This window comes from Streptomyces sp. NBC_01116 (assembly GCF_041435495.1).
GTDB lineage: Bacteria > Actinomycetota > Actinomycetes > Streptomycetales > Streptomycetaceae > Streptomyces.
In genome coordinates this window covers 3,910,680-3,926,970 of record NZ_CP108644.1, presented here as the reverse complement: position 1 = coordinate 3,926,970, position 16,291 = coordinate 3,910,680, and the positions used below count along the sequence as shown (strand labels likewise).

General features: G+C 72.8%; 20 protein-coding genes. 14 read left to right on the top strand and 6 right to left on the bottom strand.

The window, feature by feature from the left end:
- Positions 1–25: 25 nt before the first annotated feature.
- Positions 26–1,066, bottom strand: coding sequence for a LacI family DNA-binding transcriptional regulator (locus tag OG245_RS17110; protein ID WP_371624388.1), 1,041 nt, complete (start codon positions 1,064–1,066; stop codon positions 26–28).
- 24 nt (positions 1,067–1,090) lie between these two features.
- Positions 1,091–1,909, bottom strand: coding sequence for a winged helix-turn-helix domain-containing protein (locus tag OG245_RS17105; RefSeq protein WP_371624387.1), 819 nt, complete (start codon positions 1,907–1,909; stop codon positions 1,091–1,093).
- A 344-nt stretch (positions 1,910–2,253) separates the two neighbouring features.
- Here OG245_RS17105 and OG245_RS17100 point away from each other — a divergent pair, with 344 nt between their 5' ends.
- The 8 genes from OG245_RS17100 (at position 2,254) to OG245_RS17065 (ending at position 7,825) form a co-directional block, all read left to right on the top strand.
- Entirely contained in the window at positions 2,254–3,096 is an 843-nt protein-coding gene (locus OG245_RS17100; protein ID WP_371624386.1) for an alpha/beta hydrolase, read from the top strand.
- 59 nt (positions 3,097–3,155) lie between these two features.
- Positions 3,156–3,410 carry a MoaD/ThiS family protein gene (locus OG245_RS17095; protein ID WP_371624385.1) on the top strand — a complete coding sequence of 85 codons (255 nt, stop codon included), beginning with the start codon at positions 3,156–3,158 and terminating at the stop codon, positions 3,408–3,410.
- Between the two features lie 10 nt (positions 3,411–3,420).
- Entirely contained in the window at positions 3,421–4,851 is a 1,431-nt protein-coding gene (locus tag OG245_RS17090) for a hypothetical protein (RefSeq protein ID WP_371624384.1), read from the top strand.
- Positions 4,852–5,015: 164 nt separating this feature from the next.
- Complete coding sequence (locus OG245_RS17085) at positions 5,016–5,705, top strand: DUF2993 domain-containing protein (RefSeq protein WP_371624383.1); 690 nt, start codon at positions 5,016–5,018, stop codon at positions 5,703–5,705.
- 273 nt (positions 5,706–5,978) lie between these two features.
- Positions 5,979–6,059: a putative leader peptide gene (locus tag OG245_RS17080; protein ID WP_350310325.1), complete on the top strand. Its 81-nt coding sequence runs from the start codon at positions 5,979–5,981 to the stop codon at positions 6,057–6,059.
- Between the two features lie 162 nt (positions 6,060–6,221).
- Positions 6,222–7,061, top strand: a complete 840-nt coding sequence (locus OG245_RS17075) for a sulfurtransferase (RefSeq protein WP_371624382.1) — start codon at positions 6,222–6,224, stop codon at positions 7,059–7,061.
- 56 nt (positions 7,062–7,117) lie between these two features.
- Positions 7,118–7,405 carry a DUF1416 domain-containing protein gene (locus tag OG245_RS17070; RefSeq protein ID WP_003968135.1) on the top strand — a complete coding sequence of 96 codons (288 nt, stop codon included), beginning with the start codon at positions 7,118–7,120 and terminating at the stop codon, positions 7,403–7,405.
- A 162-nt stretch (positions 7,406–7,567) separates the two neighbouring features.
- Positions 7,568–7,825, top strand: a complete 258-nt coding sequence (locus tag OG245_RS17065) for a DUF3099 domain-containing protein (RefSeq protein ID WP_371624381.1) — start codon at positions 7,568–7,570, stop codon at positions 7,823–7,825.
- A gap of 4 nt (positions 7,826–7,829) precedes the next feature.
- Here OG245_RS17065 and OG245_RS17060 read toward each other — a convergent pair whose 3' ends face one another.
- Complete coding sequence (locus OG245_RS17060; protein WP_371624380.1) at positions 7,830–8,192, bottom strand: DsrE family protein; 363 nt, start codon at positions 8,190–8,192, stop codon at positions 7,830–7,832.
- A gap of 361 nt (positions 8,193–8,553) precedes the next feature.
- On the opposite strand from OG245_RS17060, the gene OG245_RS17055 reads away from it, so the two are divergent.
- The 3 genes from OG245_RS17055 (at position 8,554) to OG245_RS17045 (ending at position 10,700) form a co-directional block, all read left to right on the top strand.
- Positions 8,554–9,126: an FABP family protein gene (locus OG245_RS17055; protein WP_047177390.1), complete on the top strand. Its 573-nt coding sequence runs from the start codon at positions 8,554–8,556 to the stop codon at positions 9,124–9,126.
- 86 nt (positions 9,127–9,212) lie between these two features.
- Positions 9,213–9,725, top strand: a complete 513-nt coding sequence (locus tag OG245_RS17050; RefSeq protein WP_371624379.1) for a Fur family transcriptional regulator — start codon at positions 9,213–9,215, stop codon at positions 9,723–9,725.
- Positions 9,726–9,734: 9 nt separating this feature from the next.
- Positions 9,735–10,700 carry a folate-binding protein YgfZ gene (locus OG245_RS17045; RefSeq protein ID WP_371624378.1) on the top strand — a complete coding sequence of 322 codons (966 nt, stop codon included), beginning with the start codon at positions 9,735–9,737 and terminating at the stop codon, positions 10,698–10,700.
- 54 nt (positions 10,701–10,754) lie between these two features.
- On the opposite strand, the gene dtd is transcribed toward OG245_RS17045, so the two are convergent.
- A complete protein-coding gene (dtd, locus tag OG245_RS17040) occupies positions 10,755–11,204 on the bottom strand; it encodes a D-aminoacyl-tRNA deacylase (RefSeq protein ID WP_371624377.1) in 450 nt (149 codons plus the stop codon).
- Between the two features lie 115 nt (positions 11,205–11,319).
- Between dtd and OG245_RS17035 the strand changes: the two genes are divergently transcribed.
- Genes OG245_RS17035 through OG245_RS17025 form a run of 3 tightly spaced genes read left to right on the top strand, consistent with a single transcriptional unit; the run spans position 11,320 to position 14,288 of the window.
- On the top strand, positions 11,320–11,976 hold the full coding sequence (locus OG245_RS17035) for an ABC transporter substrate-binding protein (RefSeq protein ID WP_371624376.1): 657 nt from the start codon (positions 11,320–11,322) through the stop codon (positions 11,974–11,976).
- 50 nt (positions 11,977–12,026) lie between these two features.
- Positions 12,027–13,013, top strand: a complete 987-nt coding sequence (locus OG245_RS17030; RefSeq protein WP_371624375.1) for an asparaginase — start codon at positions 12,027–12,029, stop codon at positions 13,011–13,013.
- Between the two features lie 24 nt (positions 13,014–13,037).
- Positions 13,038–14,288 (top strand): GNAT family N-acetyltransferase, encoded by a 1,251-nt coding sequence (locus OG245_RS17025; RefSeq protein WP_371624374.1) that lies wholly within the window; start codon positions 13,038–13,040, stop codon positions 14,286–14,288.
- Between the two features lie 84 nt (positions 14,289–14,372).
- Here the strand turns inward: OG245_RS17025 and OG245_RS17020 are convergent, their stop codons facing one another.
- Together OG245_RS17020 and OG245_RS17015 are read right to left on the bottom strand one after the other, a co-directional pair.
- On the bottom strand, positions 14,373–15,215 hold the full coding sequence (locus OG245_RS17020) for an ABC transporter permease (protein ID WP_371624373.1): 843 nt from the start codon (positions 15,213–15,215) through the stop codon (positions 14,373–14,375).
- Entirely contained in the window at positions 15,208–16,212 is a 1,005-nt protein-coding gene (locus OG245_RS17015; RefSeq protein WP_371624372.1) for an ATP-binding cassette domain-containing protein, read from the bottom strand. The genes OG245_RS17020 and OG245_RS17015 overlap by 8 nt, the downstream gene beginning before the upstream one ends.
- Positions 16,213–16,291 lie beyond the last annotated feature (79 nt).

Here is a 16,291-nt window from a genome sequence, read left to right as displayed (position 1 = left end):
GCCCGAAGGCCCGGGGCGTGGGCGGTCAGGCGGACGCGGGAGGCTCCCCGCAGCCGCACGAGCGACGGACCACCAGCGCGGAGGGGAACTGCTTCAGCCGCTCGCGCCGCGACCCCGAGACCCGCAGCGAGTCGTCCAGCACCAGGTCCACCGCCGCCCGCGCCATCGCCGGCCGGTCGGAGTGGACCGTGGTCAGCGGCGGATCGGTGAGGCCGGCCTCCTTCACGTCGTCGAAGCCCGCCACCGCCAGCTCGCCCGGCACGTCGATGCGCAGCTCACGGGCGGCCCGCAGCACGCCGAAGGCCTGGTCGTCCGTGGCGCAGAAGATCGCCGGGGGCCGGTCCGGGCCCGCCAGCAGCCCGAGGGCCACCTGATAGGCGTCGTAGCGGTTGTACGGGGCCTGGAAGAGCCGGCCCTCCGTGGAGCGGCCCGACTCGTGCATCGCCCGCCGCCAGCCCTCGACGTGGTCGGCGACCGGGTCGCCGACCGACGGGGTCTCCTCCGTGCCGCCGAGGCAGGCCACGTACGCGTTGCCGTGCTCCAGCAGATGCCGGGTGGCGAGCTGGGCGCCGCCCACGTCGTCGGTGACGACGGCGACGTCGTCGATCGCCTCGGGGCGCTCGTGCAGCAGGACGACCCGGGCGTCCCAGGCCTCGATCTCGGCGGCGGCGCGCTCGCTGGGACCCTGGCTGACCAGGATCAGCCCGGAGACGCGCATACCGAGGAAGGCCCGCAGATAGTGGACCTCGCGCTCGTCGCGGTAGTCGGAATTGCCGACGAGCACCATTTTCCCGCGCTCGGCGGCGGCCTGTTCGACCGCGTGCGCCATCTCCGCGAAGAACGGCTGCCGGGCGTCCGGGACGATCATTCCTATGAGGTCCGTGCGGCGCGAGGCCATGGCCTGGGCGACCCGGTCGGGCCGGTAGCCCAACTGCTTGATCGCGGCGAGCACCCGCTCGCGCGTGGCCGGGGCGACCGGCCGGGGTCCGTTGTTGATGACGTAGCTGACGACCGCGGTCGACGTCCCCGCCAGTCTCGCCACATCGTCCCGCGTCACCTTGGCCACGCGCCGCAGTCTACGCGGATGGACCTACCTCTTGGCAGCCTCTACCGGGGCTTCTTCCGTCACCCCGGCGGCCGGGGACTGCTCCGAACGGGTGTGGGCTCCGGTTTCCCTCGACTGGTGCTGCCGCTGGGCGGCGGCCCGGTCCTTCGCCTCCTCCGCCGCGCGCTCGACCTTCTCCGGCGTGACGAAGCGGTAGCCGACGTTGCGCACGGTGCCGATCAGCGACTCGTGCTCGGGGCCGAGCTTGGCGCGCAGCCGCCGCACGTGGACGTCGACCGTCCGCGTACCGCCGAAGTAGTCGTAGCCCCAGACCTCCTGGAGGAGCTGGGCGCGGGTGAAGACCCGGCCCGGGTGCTGGGCGAGGTACTTCAGCAGTTCGAATTCCTTGAAGGTCAGGTCCAGGACCCGCCCCTTGAGCTTCGCGCTGTACGTCGCCTCGTCGACGGAGAGATCACCGTTGCGGATCTCCATCGGGGAGTCGTCGGAGGTGATCTGCCGGCGGCCCATGGCCAGCCGCAGCCGGGCCTCGACCTCGGCCGGTCCCGCCGTGTCCAGCAGCACGTCGTCGATGCCCCAGTCGGCGGTGACGGCCGCGAGACCGCCCTCGGTGACGACGAGGATCAGCGGACAGCCCAGCCCCGTGGACCGCAGCAGCTGACAGAGCGAGCGGACCTGCGGAAGGTCGCGCCGCCCGTCGACGAGGATCACGTCGGCGCCCGGGGTGTCCACGAGGGCCGGGCCCTCGGCGGGGGCCACCCGCACGCTGTGGAGCAGAAGCCCGAGGGCGGGGAGCACCTCCGTCGACGGCTGGAGTGCGTTCGTCAGAAGCAGCAGTGAACTCATCGCCGGCCACCTGCCTGGTTCGGTCGATCGTGTTGCACGGTTCGCTCGCCCATTACGTCGGTCCTCCTCGTTCCCTGCGAGAGGGGCACTCCCGGGTCGGACCCGGGGGAGTATGCGGCACTGCTTCGTACGTCATGCGGGTTTCACGGTGCGGTCCCGCGCCCTGGGACCGCTGAGCTTGTCGAAACGTTGTCGTAACAACGCCGGTAAAGCACAAAAGGACCCGGGGGCTGCATTGCCCGGATCCTCTTCGCAGCAGAATAGCCCACATGAGTTCCGCGTCCGAGGGTCGATTCCCGAGTTCCTCTGTTCCCTTGCTCACGCGCCCCCCACGATGTGCCACGTTGCTGACGGATGACGGCGTACCGGTCGAGGCGGTGTACGAACCGTGTACGACAGGTGCCGGGACGCCGGGCGGCGAAGCGGGCGAGGGGCCCGCGGCGACCCCCGTGATCGTCGTCGCGCACGGTTTCACCGGCTCGGCCGACCGCCCCGCCGTGCGGCGCGCCGCACGGGTCTTCGCCCGGCGTGCGGCCGTGATCACGTTCTCGTTCCGGGGTCACGGACGGTCCGGCGGGCGCTCCACGGTGGGCGACCGCGAGGTGCTGGACCTGGCCGCGGCGGTGGCCTGGGCGCGGGAGCTGGGGCACTCCCGGGTGGTGACGGTCGGGTTCTCGATGGGCGGCTCGGTGGTGCTCCGGCACGGCGCCCTGTACGCGGCGGAATCCGGGGCGGTGCATACCGCCGTTCGTGTACCGGAGCGCGCGGGGCGCACGGGCGGTTCGGGGGCGCACACGGACGCGGTGGTCTCCGTCAGCGCTCCCGCTCGCTGGTACTACCGGGGGACGGCCCCGATGCGCCGGCTGCACTGGGTGGTCACCCGCCCCTCGGGCCGCCTCGTCGGGCGCTACGGGTTCCGTACCCGCATCGCGACCGGGGACTGGGACCCCGTCCCGCTCTCCCCGGTCGCCGCGGTCCCGCTCATCGCCCCGGCCCCGCTGCTGCTCGTGCACGGCGACCGGGACCCGTACTTCCCGCTGGACCACCCGAGGATGCTGGCGGAGGCCGCCGGTCCGGGCGGCGCGGAGCTGTGGCTGGAGCGGGGGATGGGCCACGCCGAGAACGCGGCGGACGACGCCCTGCTGGCCCGTATCGCCGACTGGGCGACGGCCGCGCCGCGCGCGTGACCCATCATGGAGAGCTGACGCACGAGGCGTCCGACGAACCGACCCGAAGGAGTGGCGCCATGGCAGCGGGGACGATCCGCTACTGGGCCGCGGCCAAGGCCGCGGCGGGCACCGCGGAGGAACCGTACGCGGCGGAGACCCTCGCCGAGGCGCTCGACGCCGCGCGCGAGAGGCACCCGGGCGAACTGGGCCAGGTGCTCCGGCGGTGCTCGTTCCTCATCGACGGGAACCCCGTCGGGACCCGTGGGCATGAGACCGTACGCCTTGCCGAGGGCGGCACGGTCGAGGTGCTCCCGCCGTTCGCAGGAGGGTGAACCGCAGGCCATGAGCAGCAGCGATCAGCAGTACCCGTATCCGTACGACCCCGAGCGGCAGCAGCAGCCGGCGTCACCGCACTGGCCCGACGGGACGGCCGGGCAGTCCGCCGCGCCCCAGGACCCGGCCGCCTTCGACCAGGGCGCGACGCAGACGTGGCAGGCGCCGACCTGGGACACGCAGTACCAGCCGACGATCCGCCCGGACGGCGAACAGCACCGGGCGCAGGCGCAGGCGCAGGGGTACGGGCAGCCGCCGTACGGGGCGCCGCAGCCGGATCCGTACGGCTCGCAGCAGCCCGGCCCGTACGGGGCACCGGAGCCGCACCCTCCGTACCAGCAGCAGTACCAGGAGCCGCAGCAGCAGAACCAGCACCAGCGGCATTACCAGGAACCGCAGCAGCAGTACCAGGGGCAGCAGCCGCAGCACCAGCAGCCGCAGCACCAGCACCACCAGCCGCACCACCAGCAGCCGTACCGGCCCTCCGCGGCCGACACCGCCTATCTGCCGCCTCAGGGGGCCTCGGGCTCCTTCCCGCTGCCGCCCGAGGTTCCGGCCGCGCCGGCCACGCCCGCCGCTCCCTCGGCCCCCGCCGCACCCGTGCCCGCCCCCGAGCCCGTGACCGCGCGGCCGGAGGCCGGCGACACGGGCTACAGCGCGCCGACGACGCTGGGCAACGCCCGGATCACCGACGCGCAGCGGGCCCGCGCGGAAGGCCGTTCGCCGATCATCGCGCCGGGGATGCAGCCCGCGGCGCTCACCGCCGTGCTCGGTCTGCTGCTCGCGGGGGGCGCGGCGATCGGGCCGTACGCCCTGCTCGTCCCGGTGGTGCTCCTCCAGGCGGTGACGGCCGCCGGATGGTTCCGGCTCAACGGCATGTGGCCCGCCCGCCAGGGCATCGCGCTCGCCTTCGCCGGGGGCCTGGTCGCCGACGTCGTCCTGCTCGCGGCGGGCCGGGAGCACGGCCCCGCCGCGCTGCTGGGCACCCTGGGCGTCTGGGTGCTGCTCACCGTGGTCCTCCAGCTCCGCAGCCACGCGGGGGCCGACGAGCGGATGTACGGCCTGATGGCCACGGTCGTCTCGGCGTCCCTCGCGGTGCTCGCGGGCGGACACCTCGCGGCGGTCCCGGACGCGGTGGTGGTCGGCGGGGTGGCCGTCGCGGCGGCCACACTCGTCCGGGCCCTTCCGCTGCCCGGCGCGGTCTCCCTCGCGGTGGCCCTGCTCGCGGGTGCCGGCGCGGGTCTCGTCGCCGGCAACGCGGTCGACATCGGCTCGAAGGGCGTGCTGATCGGCCTCGCGGCGGCCGGGTGCGCGCTCATCGGGCTGCGGGTGGCGAGCTACGACTACCCGTCCCGGTTCGTGCACATGACCGCCGGGGTGGCGCTGCCGCTGGCCGCGGCGGCCCCGGCCGTCTACCTGGTCGGCCGCGCCGTCCTCTGACCGTCCCGGGCCACCGCCGGCCACCGCTGCCGGCCCGCCGCCGACGGCCCCTCGGGAACCGATGGGGGGCCGCCGGTCGTCGGTCATCCAGGGCGTCCCCGTCCTGCGGCAGTAGGCTCACGGGCGCCAGGGGGACCGATCGGCTCAGGGTGGGGGAACGACACATGCGCGCGCTGCGAATACTGCTGGTCCTGGTGGTGGTGCTCGGCGGTCTCTTCCTCGCCGTCGACCGCGCGGCCGTCTGGTTCGCCGAGTCCGAGGCCGAGGACCGGGTCACGATCAGCGGGGGCGGGCCCGCCACGACGGAGATCTCGATCAAGGGCTTCCCCTTCCTCACCCAGCTCGCCGGCTCGCGGCTCGACCGGGTCGACGTCGACCTCACCGGCATGGAGGCCAGCGCCGCCGGGCGTTCGATACGGGTCAGCGAGGTCCGGGCCGAACTGCACGACGTGAAGCTCGGCTCCGGCTACCGGAGCGCCACCGCCGCCCGCGCCACCGGCACCGCGCTCGTCAGCTACGAGGACCTGACGGCGGCGGCCAGCGACGGCGTCGTCGTGGAGTACGGCGGCAAGGGCAAGGCGAAGGTCACCGGCACGGTCGAGATCCTCGGCCGGCCGATCTCGCGCAGCGTGCTGTCCACCGTGACCCGCGTCGACGGCCGGACGATCAAGGTGCGTGCGGACGAGGTGCCGGGTGAGGGGATTCCCGGCGTCGAGGAGCTGGTCCGCAAGAAGACCGACTTCGAGGGCGACATCGACGGGCTTCCGCGGGGCCTGGAGCTCCGCGAGGTCAAGGTGACCGAGAAGGGCCTGGAGATATCGGTGGCCGGCTCGGACGTCTCCCTGACCGGCTGACCGCCCCCCATACGCCCCCGTACCCTTCCTTACGCCTCAATCCCCACCACCCCGCCCCTACGCCTTCTTCCGCGCCGACCGGTGCGTTCGATGCGACCGATCCGGATAGTGAGACGCTCGCGTCCGGTCCGCAGATGCGGGGAAGGTCCGGGGGAGTGGCGCGCGGGATCCGAGGCCGGTTAACCCCCCACCCGTCTCACATCGCGGATGATCGTGTCTCATCATGCGACACGACGGTGACATCTCCGTCCGTACCTCCCTACGATCGGACCCATGAAGCGACAGGCGGATCTCACGAAGCGGCGGGCAGTAGACCTGTGCCGCGTCGCCGCCATGCTCTGTCGCACCTTCTGAGCGGGGCGTTCGCACCGTCCCGTTTCTCCCCGGCCCTTCGACCGTCGTCAGGGCCGGCCCCGTGCCCCGTACGCGCCGCGTTCCGTGCCTCCGCGCGTACACCCGCACAGCGACTCCGCATCTCGCACCACCCCGCCGCAGACTGCCCCGGAGGAGAACAACATGAGCCGCAGCGACGTCCTGGTAGACGCCGACTGGGTCGAGGCCCACATCGACGACCCGCAGGTCGCCATCGTCGAGGTGGACGAGGACACCTCGGCGTACGAGAAGAACCACATCAAGAACGCGATCCGGATCGACTGGACCAAGGACCTCCAGGACCCGGTCCGCCGGGACTTCGTCGACCAGGCCGGCTTCGAGAAGCTGCTCAGCGAGAAGGGCATCGGCAACGACACGCTGGTCGTCCTCTACGGCGGCAACAACAACTGGTTCGCCTCCTACGCCTACTGGTACTTCAAGCTGTACGGCCACGAGAACGTCAAGCTCCTCGACGGCGGCCGCAAGAAGTGGGAGCTCGACTCCCGCGACCTGACCGACGCCGTCCCGACGCGCCCGGCCACGCAGTACACGGCCAAGCCGCAGGACGAGTCGATCCGCGCCTACCGCGACGACGTCGTCAAGGCCATCGGCAACCAGAACCTGGTCGACGTGCGCTCGCCCGACGAGTTCAGCGGCAAGCTGCTCGCCCCGGCCCACCTCCCGCAGGAGCAGTCGCAGCGCCCCGGCCACGTGCCGAGCGCCCGCAACATCCCGTGGTCGAAGAACGCCAACGACGACGGCACGTTCAAGTCGGACGACGAGCTCAAGGCCCTCTACGAGGACGAGCAGGTCGACCTGGCGAAGGACACCATCGCCTACTGCCGCATCGGTGAGCGCTCCGCGCTCACCTGGTTCGTGCTCCACGAGCTGCTCGGCCAGGAGAACGTCAAGAACTACGACGGTTCCTGGACCGAGTACGGCTCCCTCGTCGGTGTGCCGATCGAGCTCGGCCCCGCCAAGTAGTCCGGACGACCGCACGACCCGACCGACCCGCACGACCCGACCAGAAGGACAGAACCATGTGTGGAGCACAGGCCGGTGGCCCCGACGCTTCGACGATCAAGCCCGGTGAGACCACCATCCAGGGCAGCGTGACCCGCGACGGCGAGCCCGTCACCGGCTACGTGCGCCTGCTGGACTCGACCGGCGAGTTCACCGCCGAGGTCCCGACCTCGGCGACCGGACAGTTCCGGTTCTACGCCGCCGAGGGCACCTGGACGCTCCGCGCCCTGGTTCCGGGCGGCAGCGCCGACCGCACGGTCGTCGCGCAGACCGGCGGGCTGTCCGAGGTCGCCATCGCCGTCTGATCCGCGACGATCCGGCGGCACGCCGTTCCGTACGGCACGCAGAACGGCCGGAGGGCCGCACCCCAGGGGGTTGGACGCCACCTGACGCGGGGTGCGGCCCTCCGTGCCGTCCGGAGCCTCCGCCGGGTGGGCGGAGGGGCCGGGGAGTCCTACGCTGGAAGCATGTACGCCCGACGCAGGCGGAAGTACTTCCTCATGATGGGCGGATGCATCGCGCTCTTCGTGTCCGCCTGGGCCGTGGTGCGCCTGTGGTCCATGCCGGTCGCCATCGGCATGTGCGTGGTCGCCATGGTGATCCCGCCCGTCGCCGCCGTGGTCGCCAACCGGCGGGGCCCGGAGGACCGCTGGTGGGACGACCCCTCGGGCGATCCGACGTCCGACGAGTGGTGGGACGAGCTCGACGGCAGGAAGCGCCGCTGAGCGGTCAGTAGACGAGCGCCTGGGCACCGTCCGCCATGGCCTCCTGCACGAAGACCTGTGCGCCCGCGATCCGTACGCCCTCCAGCACGTCCTTCTCGCCGATGCCGCGCCGGGCCGCGCACTGGGTGCACAGGGTGATCCGGCCGCCCGCCAGGATCGAGTCCAGCAGGTCGGGCAGCGGGGCGGCGTGCGGCAGTTCGAACTCGGCGGCCCGGCCGGGCAGGGCGAACCACGAGGACTCGCCGGTCAGCCAGAGCGAGACCTCCACACCGCTGGCGACGCCCACGGCCGCCACGGTGAAGGCCTGGGAGCAGCGCTCGGCGGCCTCGGGCCCGGCGGTCACCTTGATCACAAGCTTCTTCGGCATGTCCCGAACTGTAATCGGCCGGGACGCGGCCTCCCGGCTCGTCCCCGCTCCTCCCGCTCTCCCGGCTCGCCCCCGCTCCTCCCCTGCGCCTCGCGGCTCCTCCCGGCTCACCTGGACGAGAAGGCCGGGCCCCCACCCATTAGGCTGGGGACCGGCCCTGTCACCGCCGCCACCCGCTCGTCACGAGGAGCCCCCTGTGCTTGAGGCATTCTTCACCGCCCTGCTGGTCCTGGTCTGCGTGGGCGTCACCGCCTTCGCCGCGATCACCGTGAAGAAGCTGTACCAGGGCCAGCGCTGACCTCCGCCGTTCCCACGGCTCCCCGCCCACCCCTCGCACCCTCACAGATCGTCTGAGCCGCTCATGATCGAGATTCCGTCCGACCTCCACCCGGACCTCGTCCCGCTGGCCTTCCTCCTCGGCAACTGGGCGGGCGCGGGCGTGTCCGACTTCCCCGGCGCCGAGAAGTGCAACTTCGGCCAGGAAGTGACCTTCAGCCACGACGGCCGCGACTTCCTGGAGTACGTCTCCCACACCTGGGTCCTGGACGACGAGGGCAAGCAGGTCCGGCCGCTGGAGACCGAGACCGGCTACTGGCGCATCGACAAGGACCGCAAGGTCGAGGTCGTCATGGCCCGCGACCAGGGCGTCATCGAGATCTGGTACGGCGAGTTGGCCGACCAGAAGCCGCAGATCGACCTGGTCACCGACGCGGTCGCCCGTACGGCGGCCTCCGGCCCGTACAGCGGCGGCAAGCGGCTCTACGGGTACGTCAAGAGCGACCTCATGTGGGTCGGCGAGAAGGCCACCCCCGAGGTCGAGCTGCGTCCGTACATGTCGGCGCACCTGAAGAAGGTCGTCACCCCCGAGGAGGTCGCCGAGATGGCGCGGAACCTCGAAGACATGCCGGACGACGGCATCGCCTTCTTCAAGTAGGGGTTCCTCCCGCGGGAACCCCGGCAGCCACCCCGGCCGGATCCGGGGGCTGCTTCCCGGTGCTCGCCCCGCCCTACACTGGGCGTGTGGTGAGCACCGACTGGAAGACCGATCTTCGGCAGCGCGGCTACCGGCTGACGCCCCAACGTCAGCTCGTCCTGGAGGCGGTCGACGCCCTGGAGCACGCGACGCCGGACGACATCCTGTGCGAGGTGCGCAGGACCGCGTCCGGCGTGAACATCTCCACGGTGTACCGGACCCTGGAGCTCCTGGAGGAGCTCGGTCTGGTCAGCCACGCCCATCTGGGGCACGGCGCCCCGACGTACCACCTGGCCGACCGGCACCACCACATCCACCTCGTCTGCCGGGACTGCTCGGACGTCATCGAGGCGGATCTCTCCGTCGTCGCCGACTTCACCGAGAAGCTGCGCGCCGATTTCGGCTTCGAGACGGACATGAAGCACTTCGCGATCTTCGGCCGCTGCGCGGACTGCGCGGCGGCGAAAGCGGCGACGGACGGGGCCGTCGGCCGGGCCGGGGGCGGGACCGCCGGCGCGGGTGCGAACACGCCAGCGAAGGACGCGTCCGCCAAGTCGTAGGCTGGGCGCATGAAGAGCCCCTTGCTGTCCCTGCCCGGTGCCGTTCCCGCCGAAGGCCGCGACGAAGGTGTCGCCGCTCACTACGGCGACCTGTTCCGCGAGCAACGCGCGCTGGCCGACGGCAACGGCTTCGTCGACCTCTCCCACCGGGGCGTCGTCACCGTCACCGGCGACGACCGGCTGAGCTGGCTGCACCTGCTGCTCACCCAGCACGTCAGCGACCTCGCCCCGCACCAGGCCACCGAGGCGCTCATCCTGTCCGCCAACGGGCACATCGAACACGCGATGTATCTGGTGGACGACGGCGCCACGGTGTGGATGCACGTCGAGCCGGATACCCAGGGCGACCTGATCGCCTACCTGGAGTCGATGAAGTTCTTCTACCGGGTCGAGGTCGCCGACCGCACCGCCGACATCGCCGTCGTCCACCTCCCGGCCGGCTCCATCGCCGAGACGCCGGACGGGGCGGCCGTACGGGAGACCCCGCAGGGCCGGGACCTGTTCCTGCCCCGTGCCGACCTGGAGGCGTACGCCGCCGCCCACGGCCCCGCCGCCGGGATCCTGGCGTACGAGGCGCTGCGCGTGGAGGGTCACCGGCCGCGCGTCGGCTTCGAGACCGACCACCGCACCATCCCGCACGAGCTGGGCTGGATCGGCGGCGCCGTCCACCTCCAGAAGGGCTGCTACCGGGGCCAGGAGACGGTGGCCCGCGTCCACAACCTGGGGAAGCCGCCGCGCCGGCTCGTCTTCCTGCACCTGGACGGCAGCGAGGTGCACCTGCCCGGACACGGGACGCCGGTGCGGCTCGCGGCCGACGGCCAGGAGGGCCGCCAGCTCGGCTTCATCACCACCTCGGCCCGCCACCACGAGCTGGGCCCGATCGCCCTGGCCCTGGTCAAGCGGAACGTGGCCGTCGACGCGGAGCTGCTCGCCGGGGACACGGCGGCCGCCCAGGAGACGGTCGTCGAGCCCTGAGGGCCCTCCCTCGGGCACTCCGCGTACGGCTGCGCCTCGGCACTCCGCGTACGGCTACACCTCGATGATCACCGTGAACGGGCCGTGGTTCGTGAGCGAGACCCGCATGTCCGCTCCGAACCGGCCCGTCTCCACGTGCGCCCCGAGGGCCCGCAGCCGCGCCACGACCTCGTCCACCAGCGGTTCGGCCACCTCGCCGGGCGCGGCGGCGTTCCAGGTGGGCCGGCGGCCCTTCCGGGCGTCCCCGTAGAGAGTGAACTGAGAAATCACCAGGAGCGGCGCGTTCACATCCGAACAGGACTTCTCGCCCTCCAGGACGCGCACCGACCAGAGCTTGCGGGCCAGCTGCGCCGCCTTCTCCGGGGTGTCGTCATGGGTGACCCCGACCAGCACACACAGGCCCTCGCCGACGATCTCCCCGACGATCCCGGGAGCCGAGGGGTCGTCCGTCGCACCCGCGACGGAGACGCTCGCGCCGTCCACTCTCTGTACCACTGCACGCATACAGACCAACCTATCTTGGGCTGAACGGGTACAGAGCACCTGCATCGGCACCGTCCGGAGTGGCACGATGCACGATGTCGGTGTGCCGACGCACCGGTCGAGGGGACGGAACAGCATGAGTACCTATGGAGCCGGACAATCTCCCGGTGCCGTACCGGGCGCACGTCACCGCACCAGCACCCTGCGGTCACCCGTACAGCGCAGTCTGCCGGGGCAGGGTCCCGCGCTGCCACCCGCGACGCCCGCGACAGTGGCCACCGTGCCCGAGCAGACCGGCGGCGACGCGGGCTTCGGAGAGCTGCGGCTGCCGGAGCTGCGGACGCTGCGCCGGGACGCCCAGCGCGACGAGGCCGATCTCAGCTACGTACGCCGGCTGGTGCAGGGACGGATCGACATCCTGCGCGCCGAGCTGGCCCGCCGCCGGGACCCGGAGGCCCCGGTGGAGGACGCGGCGGTGGTGAGCCGGCTCTCGGAGATCCTGACCGACACCCCGTCCCGGCACCGCACCTCCGTCCGGCACGTCACGCTGACGACGCCGCGCGGCGACGAGTTCCGGCAGCTCGCCGCCGAGAACCTCGCCGAGGTCGAGCTGTCCGATCTGGACGCCCGGACGGACGAGGAACTGCACACGGCGATGGGGCGGCTCGTCCGCTACGAACAGAAGGTCTCCCGCCGCCGTCACGAGCTCCAGCGCACGGCCGACGATTCCAGCGCGGAGATCGCCCGCAGGTACCGTGACGGGGAAGCACAAGTAGACGACCTGCTCGCCTGAAGCGATCCTTCCGGGCGCGGGTCCCGCACGCCCGTCCCCGGAAGGCCACCATGACGTCCACCGACGCCCCGCCCGCAGCACCTCCCGCCCCGTCTCCCGCCCCGCCCGTCCTGGCCGAGGTCGTGCGCTCCGGGTTCACGGAGGGGCACCACCGGGGATCGCTGGTCCTGCTGGCCGCCGACGGCAGCGTGGAGCGGGCGATCGGGGACCCGGCGGCGCCGGTCTTCCCCCGGTCCTCCAACAAGCCGATGCAGGCCGCCGCGATCCTGCGGGCCGGACTCGACCTCTCGGGCGAACGGCTGGCCCTGGCCGCCGCGAGCCACTCCGGGGAGCCCTTCCACATCGACCTCGCGCGGAAGATGCTCGCCGAGCACGGGCTGAGCCCGGCCGACCTCCAGACCCCGCCCGACCTGCCACTGGACCCGGTGGAGGCGGAGGCGTACCTCGCGAGCGGGCACGTACGCGAGCGGATCACGATGAACTGCTCCGGCAAGCACGCGGCCATGCTCGCCGTCTGCGTCCGCAACGGCTGGGACACCGCGACCTACCTCGCCCCGGACCATCCGCTCCAGCAGCTCATCGGGCAGTTCGTCGCCGAGGCCGCCGGCGAGCCGGTCGCGGCGGTCGGCACGGACGGCTGCGGGGCCCCGCTGATGGCCATCGGGCTGACCGGCCTGGCCCGCGCCTTCCGGTCGTTCGTGCTCGCGGAGCCCGGGAGCGCCGGGCGGCGGGTCGCGGACGCGATGCGCGCCCACCCGGAGTACGTCGCGGGCACCCGGCGTCCGGACACCTGGCTGATGCGCGAGGTGCCGGGGACGCTCTCCAAGATGGGCGCCGAAGCGGTCCAGGCGGTGGCGCTGGCCGACGGGCGGGCCCTCGCCTTCAAGGTCGACGACGGGTCGGCCCGGGCGCTCGGCCCGGTGCTGGCCCGCGCCCTGGAGCTGCTGGGCGTGGACGCCCCGGTGGTCGCCCGGATCGGGCGGTCCCCGCTGCTGGGCGGGGCGGCGGAGGTCGGGGAAATTCGCGCGACATTCTGAGGGGCGCGTGCTTAGCGTGAGGGAATGAGCCTTGATGTCCGCACCGTCACCTCGTCCGAGACCGCCGACTGGATGAGGGCGGTGAGCAACGGTTTTCTCACCGCGGGCACACCGAGTGAGGAGCTCGTGGCGGACCGGTTCGCCGATGTCGACCTCTCCCGCACGCAGGGAGCCTTCGACGCGGGGCGCTGCGTGGCGACGTTCCGCTCGTTCGCCCAGGAGCTGACCGTCGTGGGCGGGGCCACCGTGGCGGCCGACGCGATCACCGGGGTCACGGTGGCGCCCACGCACCGTCGGCGCGGACTGCTCAGCCGGATGATGGCGACGGACCTGGCGGCGGCCAAGGAGCGCGGCGAGACGGTCGCCTCGCTGATCGCCGCCGAGTACCCGATCTACGGACGGTACGGCTTCGGCCCCGCCGCCTGGAGCTCCGTGTGGGAGGTCTCCGTGCACCGCGCGGGTCTCGACCCGCGCCGCTCGGGGCAGCCCGCGGGCGGCGGCCGGATCGAGATGGTGGACGGCGCGGACGTCCGCAAGCTCGGCCCCGAGGTGCACGCGGCGCTCGCGGCCCGGCAGCCCGGCGTGGTGACCCGCGACGAGCGCTGGTGGCGGCAGCGCACGGGGGCGGCGCCCAGTTCGGCCCACGAGACGTGGACCGAACCCTTCTACGTCGTGCACCGCGCCGGCGACGGCACGGTCGACGGCTTGATGACGTACGGCGTCGACGACACGTGGGGCGACAGCAAGCAGCCGCTGAACACCGCCTCCGTACGGGACATGATCGCGCTGAACCCGGCGGCCGAGCGGGCCCTGTGGCACTACCTCTGCTCGGTCGACTGGATCACCACGATCCGCTCGGGCTACCGCGCCCCCGACGACCTGCTCCCGCTGCTGCTGCCCGACCCGCGCGCGGCCCGGATGGTCACGAACGCGGACTGGCTGTGGCTGCGGCTGCTGGACGTGCCGCGCGCCCTGGAGGCCCGGACCTACGGCACCGAGGCGTCGCTCGTCCTGGAGGTCCGGGACGAGGCGGGGCCGGCCGGGGGCCGCTTCCTGCTGGACGCCTCGACGTCCGGCGCCCGGTGCGCCCCGACCACCCGGAGCGCCGATCTGGCCCTGGACGTGGCCGAGCTGGCGACGCTGTACCTGGGCGACGAGTCCGTACGGAGGCTGGTGGACCTGGGCCGGGCCGAGGAGTCGCGGGCGGGTGCGGCGACGACGGCGGACGCCGTGTTCCGTACGGGCCGGCGGCCGTGGTGCCCGGACGTGTTCTGAGCCCCGCCCGCCGCGGGCTCCTCCGCCCGCCGCCGGCTCCCTCGGCCCCCCGGCGGTTTCCTCGGCCGCGTTCCGGGGCGGCGGTCAGCGTGTCCGGATCCGGAACAGCGTCCCCGAGGCGCCGATCGCCACGGCGAGCATCCCGGCAGCCCAGGCGAGCGCGATCCAGGGGGTGCTGCCCACGTCCCGGCCGAGCAGCAGTCCGCGCAGGGACTCGATGGCCGGGGTGATCGGCTGGTGGTCGGCGAACCCGTGCAGCCAGTCGGGCATGTTCTCGGTCGGGACGAAGGCGCTGCTCGGGTAGGGCAGGAACGACATGAAGAACGTGAAGCCGCTCGCCGCCTCCGGGGTGCGGGCCAGCATCCCGATCGCCGCCGAGATCCAGGACAGGGCCACGATGTAGGCCACCAGGACGCCGCCCACCACGAGCCAGCCGCTCCAGGAGGCGGCGGGGCGGAATCCGATCAGCAGCGCGACGCCGAAGACCAGGGCCGTGGCGCAGAGGTTGCGGACCGTGCTGGCCGCCACATGCCCGGCCAGCACCGGCGTACCGCCCACGTCCAGGGAGCGGAACCGGTCGATGATGCCGCCCTTCATGTCCTCGCTGACGGCGGTGGCGGTGGTCGCGGCGCCGAACCCGGCGGACAGGAGCAGGACGCCCGGGACGACGTACATGACGTACGAGTCGTAGTCCGTCCCGGTGTCGATGGCGCCGCCGAAGAAGTAGACGAAGATCAGCATCAGCATGATCGGCAGCGCCAGGGACGTGATCAGCGCGTCGGTGTTGCGGCTGCTGATGCGCAGGGCGCGCGCGGTCATGACGGCGGTGTGGGTGAGCCGGCCGGGCCCGCGGCCGGGGTCCGGGCGCCGCACGGCCCCGTCGGTGTGCCGGGCCGGGTTTCCGCGCCGAACGGCGGTGTCAGACATGGGTGGATGCCTCCGGGGTCGTGGGCGCGTTCGAGGTCAGGTCCAGGAAGACGTCGTCGAGGGTCGCGCTGTGCAGGCTGAAGCGTTCGATCTCGCGGCGCGTGGGGTCGATCTCGTCGAGCAGGGCGCGCACCTGGGCCGCCGAGCCGTCGGTGGCGAGGCCGAGGGTGAGGGTCTCGGGGGAGTGCTGGACCGCCCGCCCGGCCAGCCGGAGATACGCCTCGCTGCTGGTGAGGACCAGGTCGAGCCGGTGTCCGCCGACGCGGGACTTGAGGTCGGCGGCGGTGCCCTCGGCGGCGATCCGGCCCTGGTTCAGCAGGGCGATCCGGCCGGCGAGGCGGTCGGCCTCCTCCAGGTACTGGGTGGTGAGGAGGATGGTCGCCCCGCTCGCGGCCAGCTCCCGGACGACCTCCCAGAGCTCCTGGCGGCTGCGCGGGTCGAGGCCGGTGGTCGGCTCGTCCAGGAAGAACACCCCGGGCTCCGGTGAGCCGACGAGCCCGGCGGCCAGGTCGAGGCGGCGGCGCATGCCCCCGGAGTAGGTCCGGACGGGGCGGCGGGCCGCCGCGGTGAGGTCGAAGCGCTCCAGCAGCTCCCCGGCCCGCCGCCGGGCGTGGCCCCGGGAGAGCCCGGTGAGCCGGGCCATCATCCGCAGGTTCTCCTCACCCGTCTGGGTCTCGTCGACGGCGGCGAACTGGCCGGTGAGGCTGATCGACCCGCGCACCGCGCTCCGCTCGGCGACGACGTCGTACCCCGCGACGCGGGCGGTGCCGGAATCGGCCTCGGTCAGCGTCGCGAGGATCCGCACGGTGGTGGTCTTGCCGGCCCCGTTCGGGCCGAGCAGGGCGAAGACGGTGCCGCGCCCGACCCGGAGGTCGATGCCGTCGAGGACCCGGACGGCGGGTTTTCCGTAGGACTTGACGAGGCCGTACGCCTCGATGGTGTGGGCTCCGTCGGCGTCGCCGCCGCCGTTGCCGGTGCTTCTCGTCGGGCCGGTCATGTTCGGATCTCCTTTTGCGTATGCCATACGCGTTACTGCGTAAGCATTACGCATCTCTAGGATGGGGTCAAGGCGCACG

What these genes read in the sequence shown, in the direction of transcription:
- OG245_RS17085 (WP_371624383.1), top strand. Translation starts at nt 5,016, where the DNA reads ATGCGCGCGCTGCGAATACTGCTGGTCCTGGTGGTGGTGCTCGGCGGT.
- OG245_RS17080 (WP_350310325.1), top strand. Translation starts at nt 5,979, where the DNA reads ATGAAGCGACAGGCGGATCTCACGAAGCGGCGGGCAGTAGACCTGTGC.
- OG245_RS17035 (WP_371624376.1), top strand. Translation starts at nt 11,320, where the DNA reads ATGAGTACCTATGGAGCCGGACAATCTCCCGGTGCCGTACCGGGCGCA.
- OG245_RS17025 (WP_371624374.1), top strand. Translation starts at nt 13,038, where the DNA reads ATGAGCCTTGATGTCCGCACCGTCACCTCGTCCGAGACCGCCGACTGG.
- OG245_RS17065 (WP_371624381.1), top strand. Translation starts at nt 7,568, where the DNA reads ATGTACGCCCGACGCAGGCGGAAGTACTTCCTCATGATGGGCGGATGC.
- OG245_RS17070 (WP_003968135.1), top strand. Translation starts at nt 7,118, where the DNA reads ATGTGTGGAGCACAGGCCGGTGGCCCCGACGCTTCGACGATCAAGCCC.
- OG245_RS17045 (WP_371624378.1), top strand. Translation starts at nt 9,735, where the DNA reads ATGAAGAGCCCCTTGCTGTCCCTGCCCGGTGCCGTTCCCGCCGAAGGC.
- OG245_RS17020 (WP_371624373.1), bottom strand. Translation starts at nt 15,215, where the DNA reads ATGTCTGACACCGCCGTTCGGCGCGGAAACCCGGCCCGGCACACCGAC.
- dtd (WP_371624377.1), bottom strand. Translation starts at nt 11,204, where the DNA reads ATGCGTGCAGTGGTACAGAGAGTGGACGGCGCGAGCGTCTCCGTCGCG.
- OG245_RS17055 (WP_047177390.1), top strand. Translation starts at nt 8,554, where the DNA reads ATGATCGAGATTCCGTCCGACCTCCACCCGGACCTCGTCCCGCTGGCC.
- OG245_RS17030 (WP_371624375.1), top strand. Translation starts at nt 12,027, where the DNA reads ATGACGTCCACCGACGCCCCGCCCGCAGCACCTCCCGCCCCGTCTCCC.
- OG245_RS17105 (WP_371624387.1), bottom strand. Translation starts at nt 1,909, where the DNA reads ATGAGTTCACTGCTGCTTCTGACGAACGCACTCCAGCCGTCGACGGAG.
- OG245_RS17015 (WP_371624372.1), bottom strand. Translation starts at nt 16,212, where the DNA reads ATGACCGGCCCGACGAGAAGCACCGGCAACGGCGGCGGCGACGCCGAC.
- OG245_RS17090 (WP_371624384.1), top strand. Translation starts at nt 3,421, where the DNA reads ATGAGCAGCAGCGATCAGCAGTACCCGTATCCGTACGACCCCGAGCGG.
- OG245_RS17060 (WP_371624380.1), bottom strand. Translation starts at nt 8,192, where the DNA reads ATGCCGAAGAAGCTTGTGATCAAGGTGACCGCCGGGCCCGAGGCCGCC.
- OG245_RS17075 (WP_371624382.1), top strand. Translation starts at nt 6,222, where the DNA reads ATGAGCCGCAGCGACGTCCTGGTAGACGCCGACTGGGTCGAGGCCCAC.
- OG245_RS17095 (WP_371624385.1), top strand. Translation starts at nt 3,156, where the DNA reads ATGGCAGCGGGGACGATCCGCTACTGGGCCGCGGCCAAGGCCGCGGCG.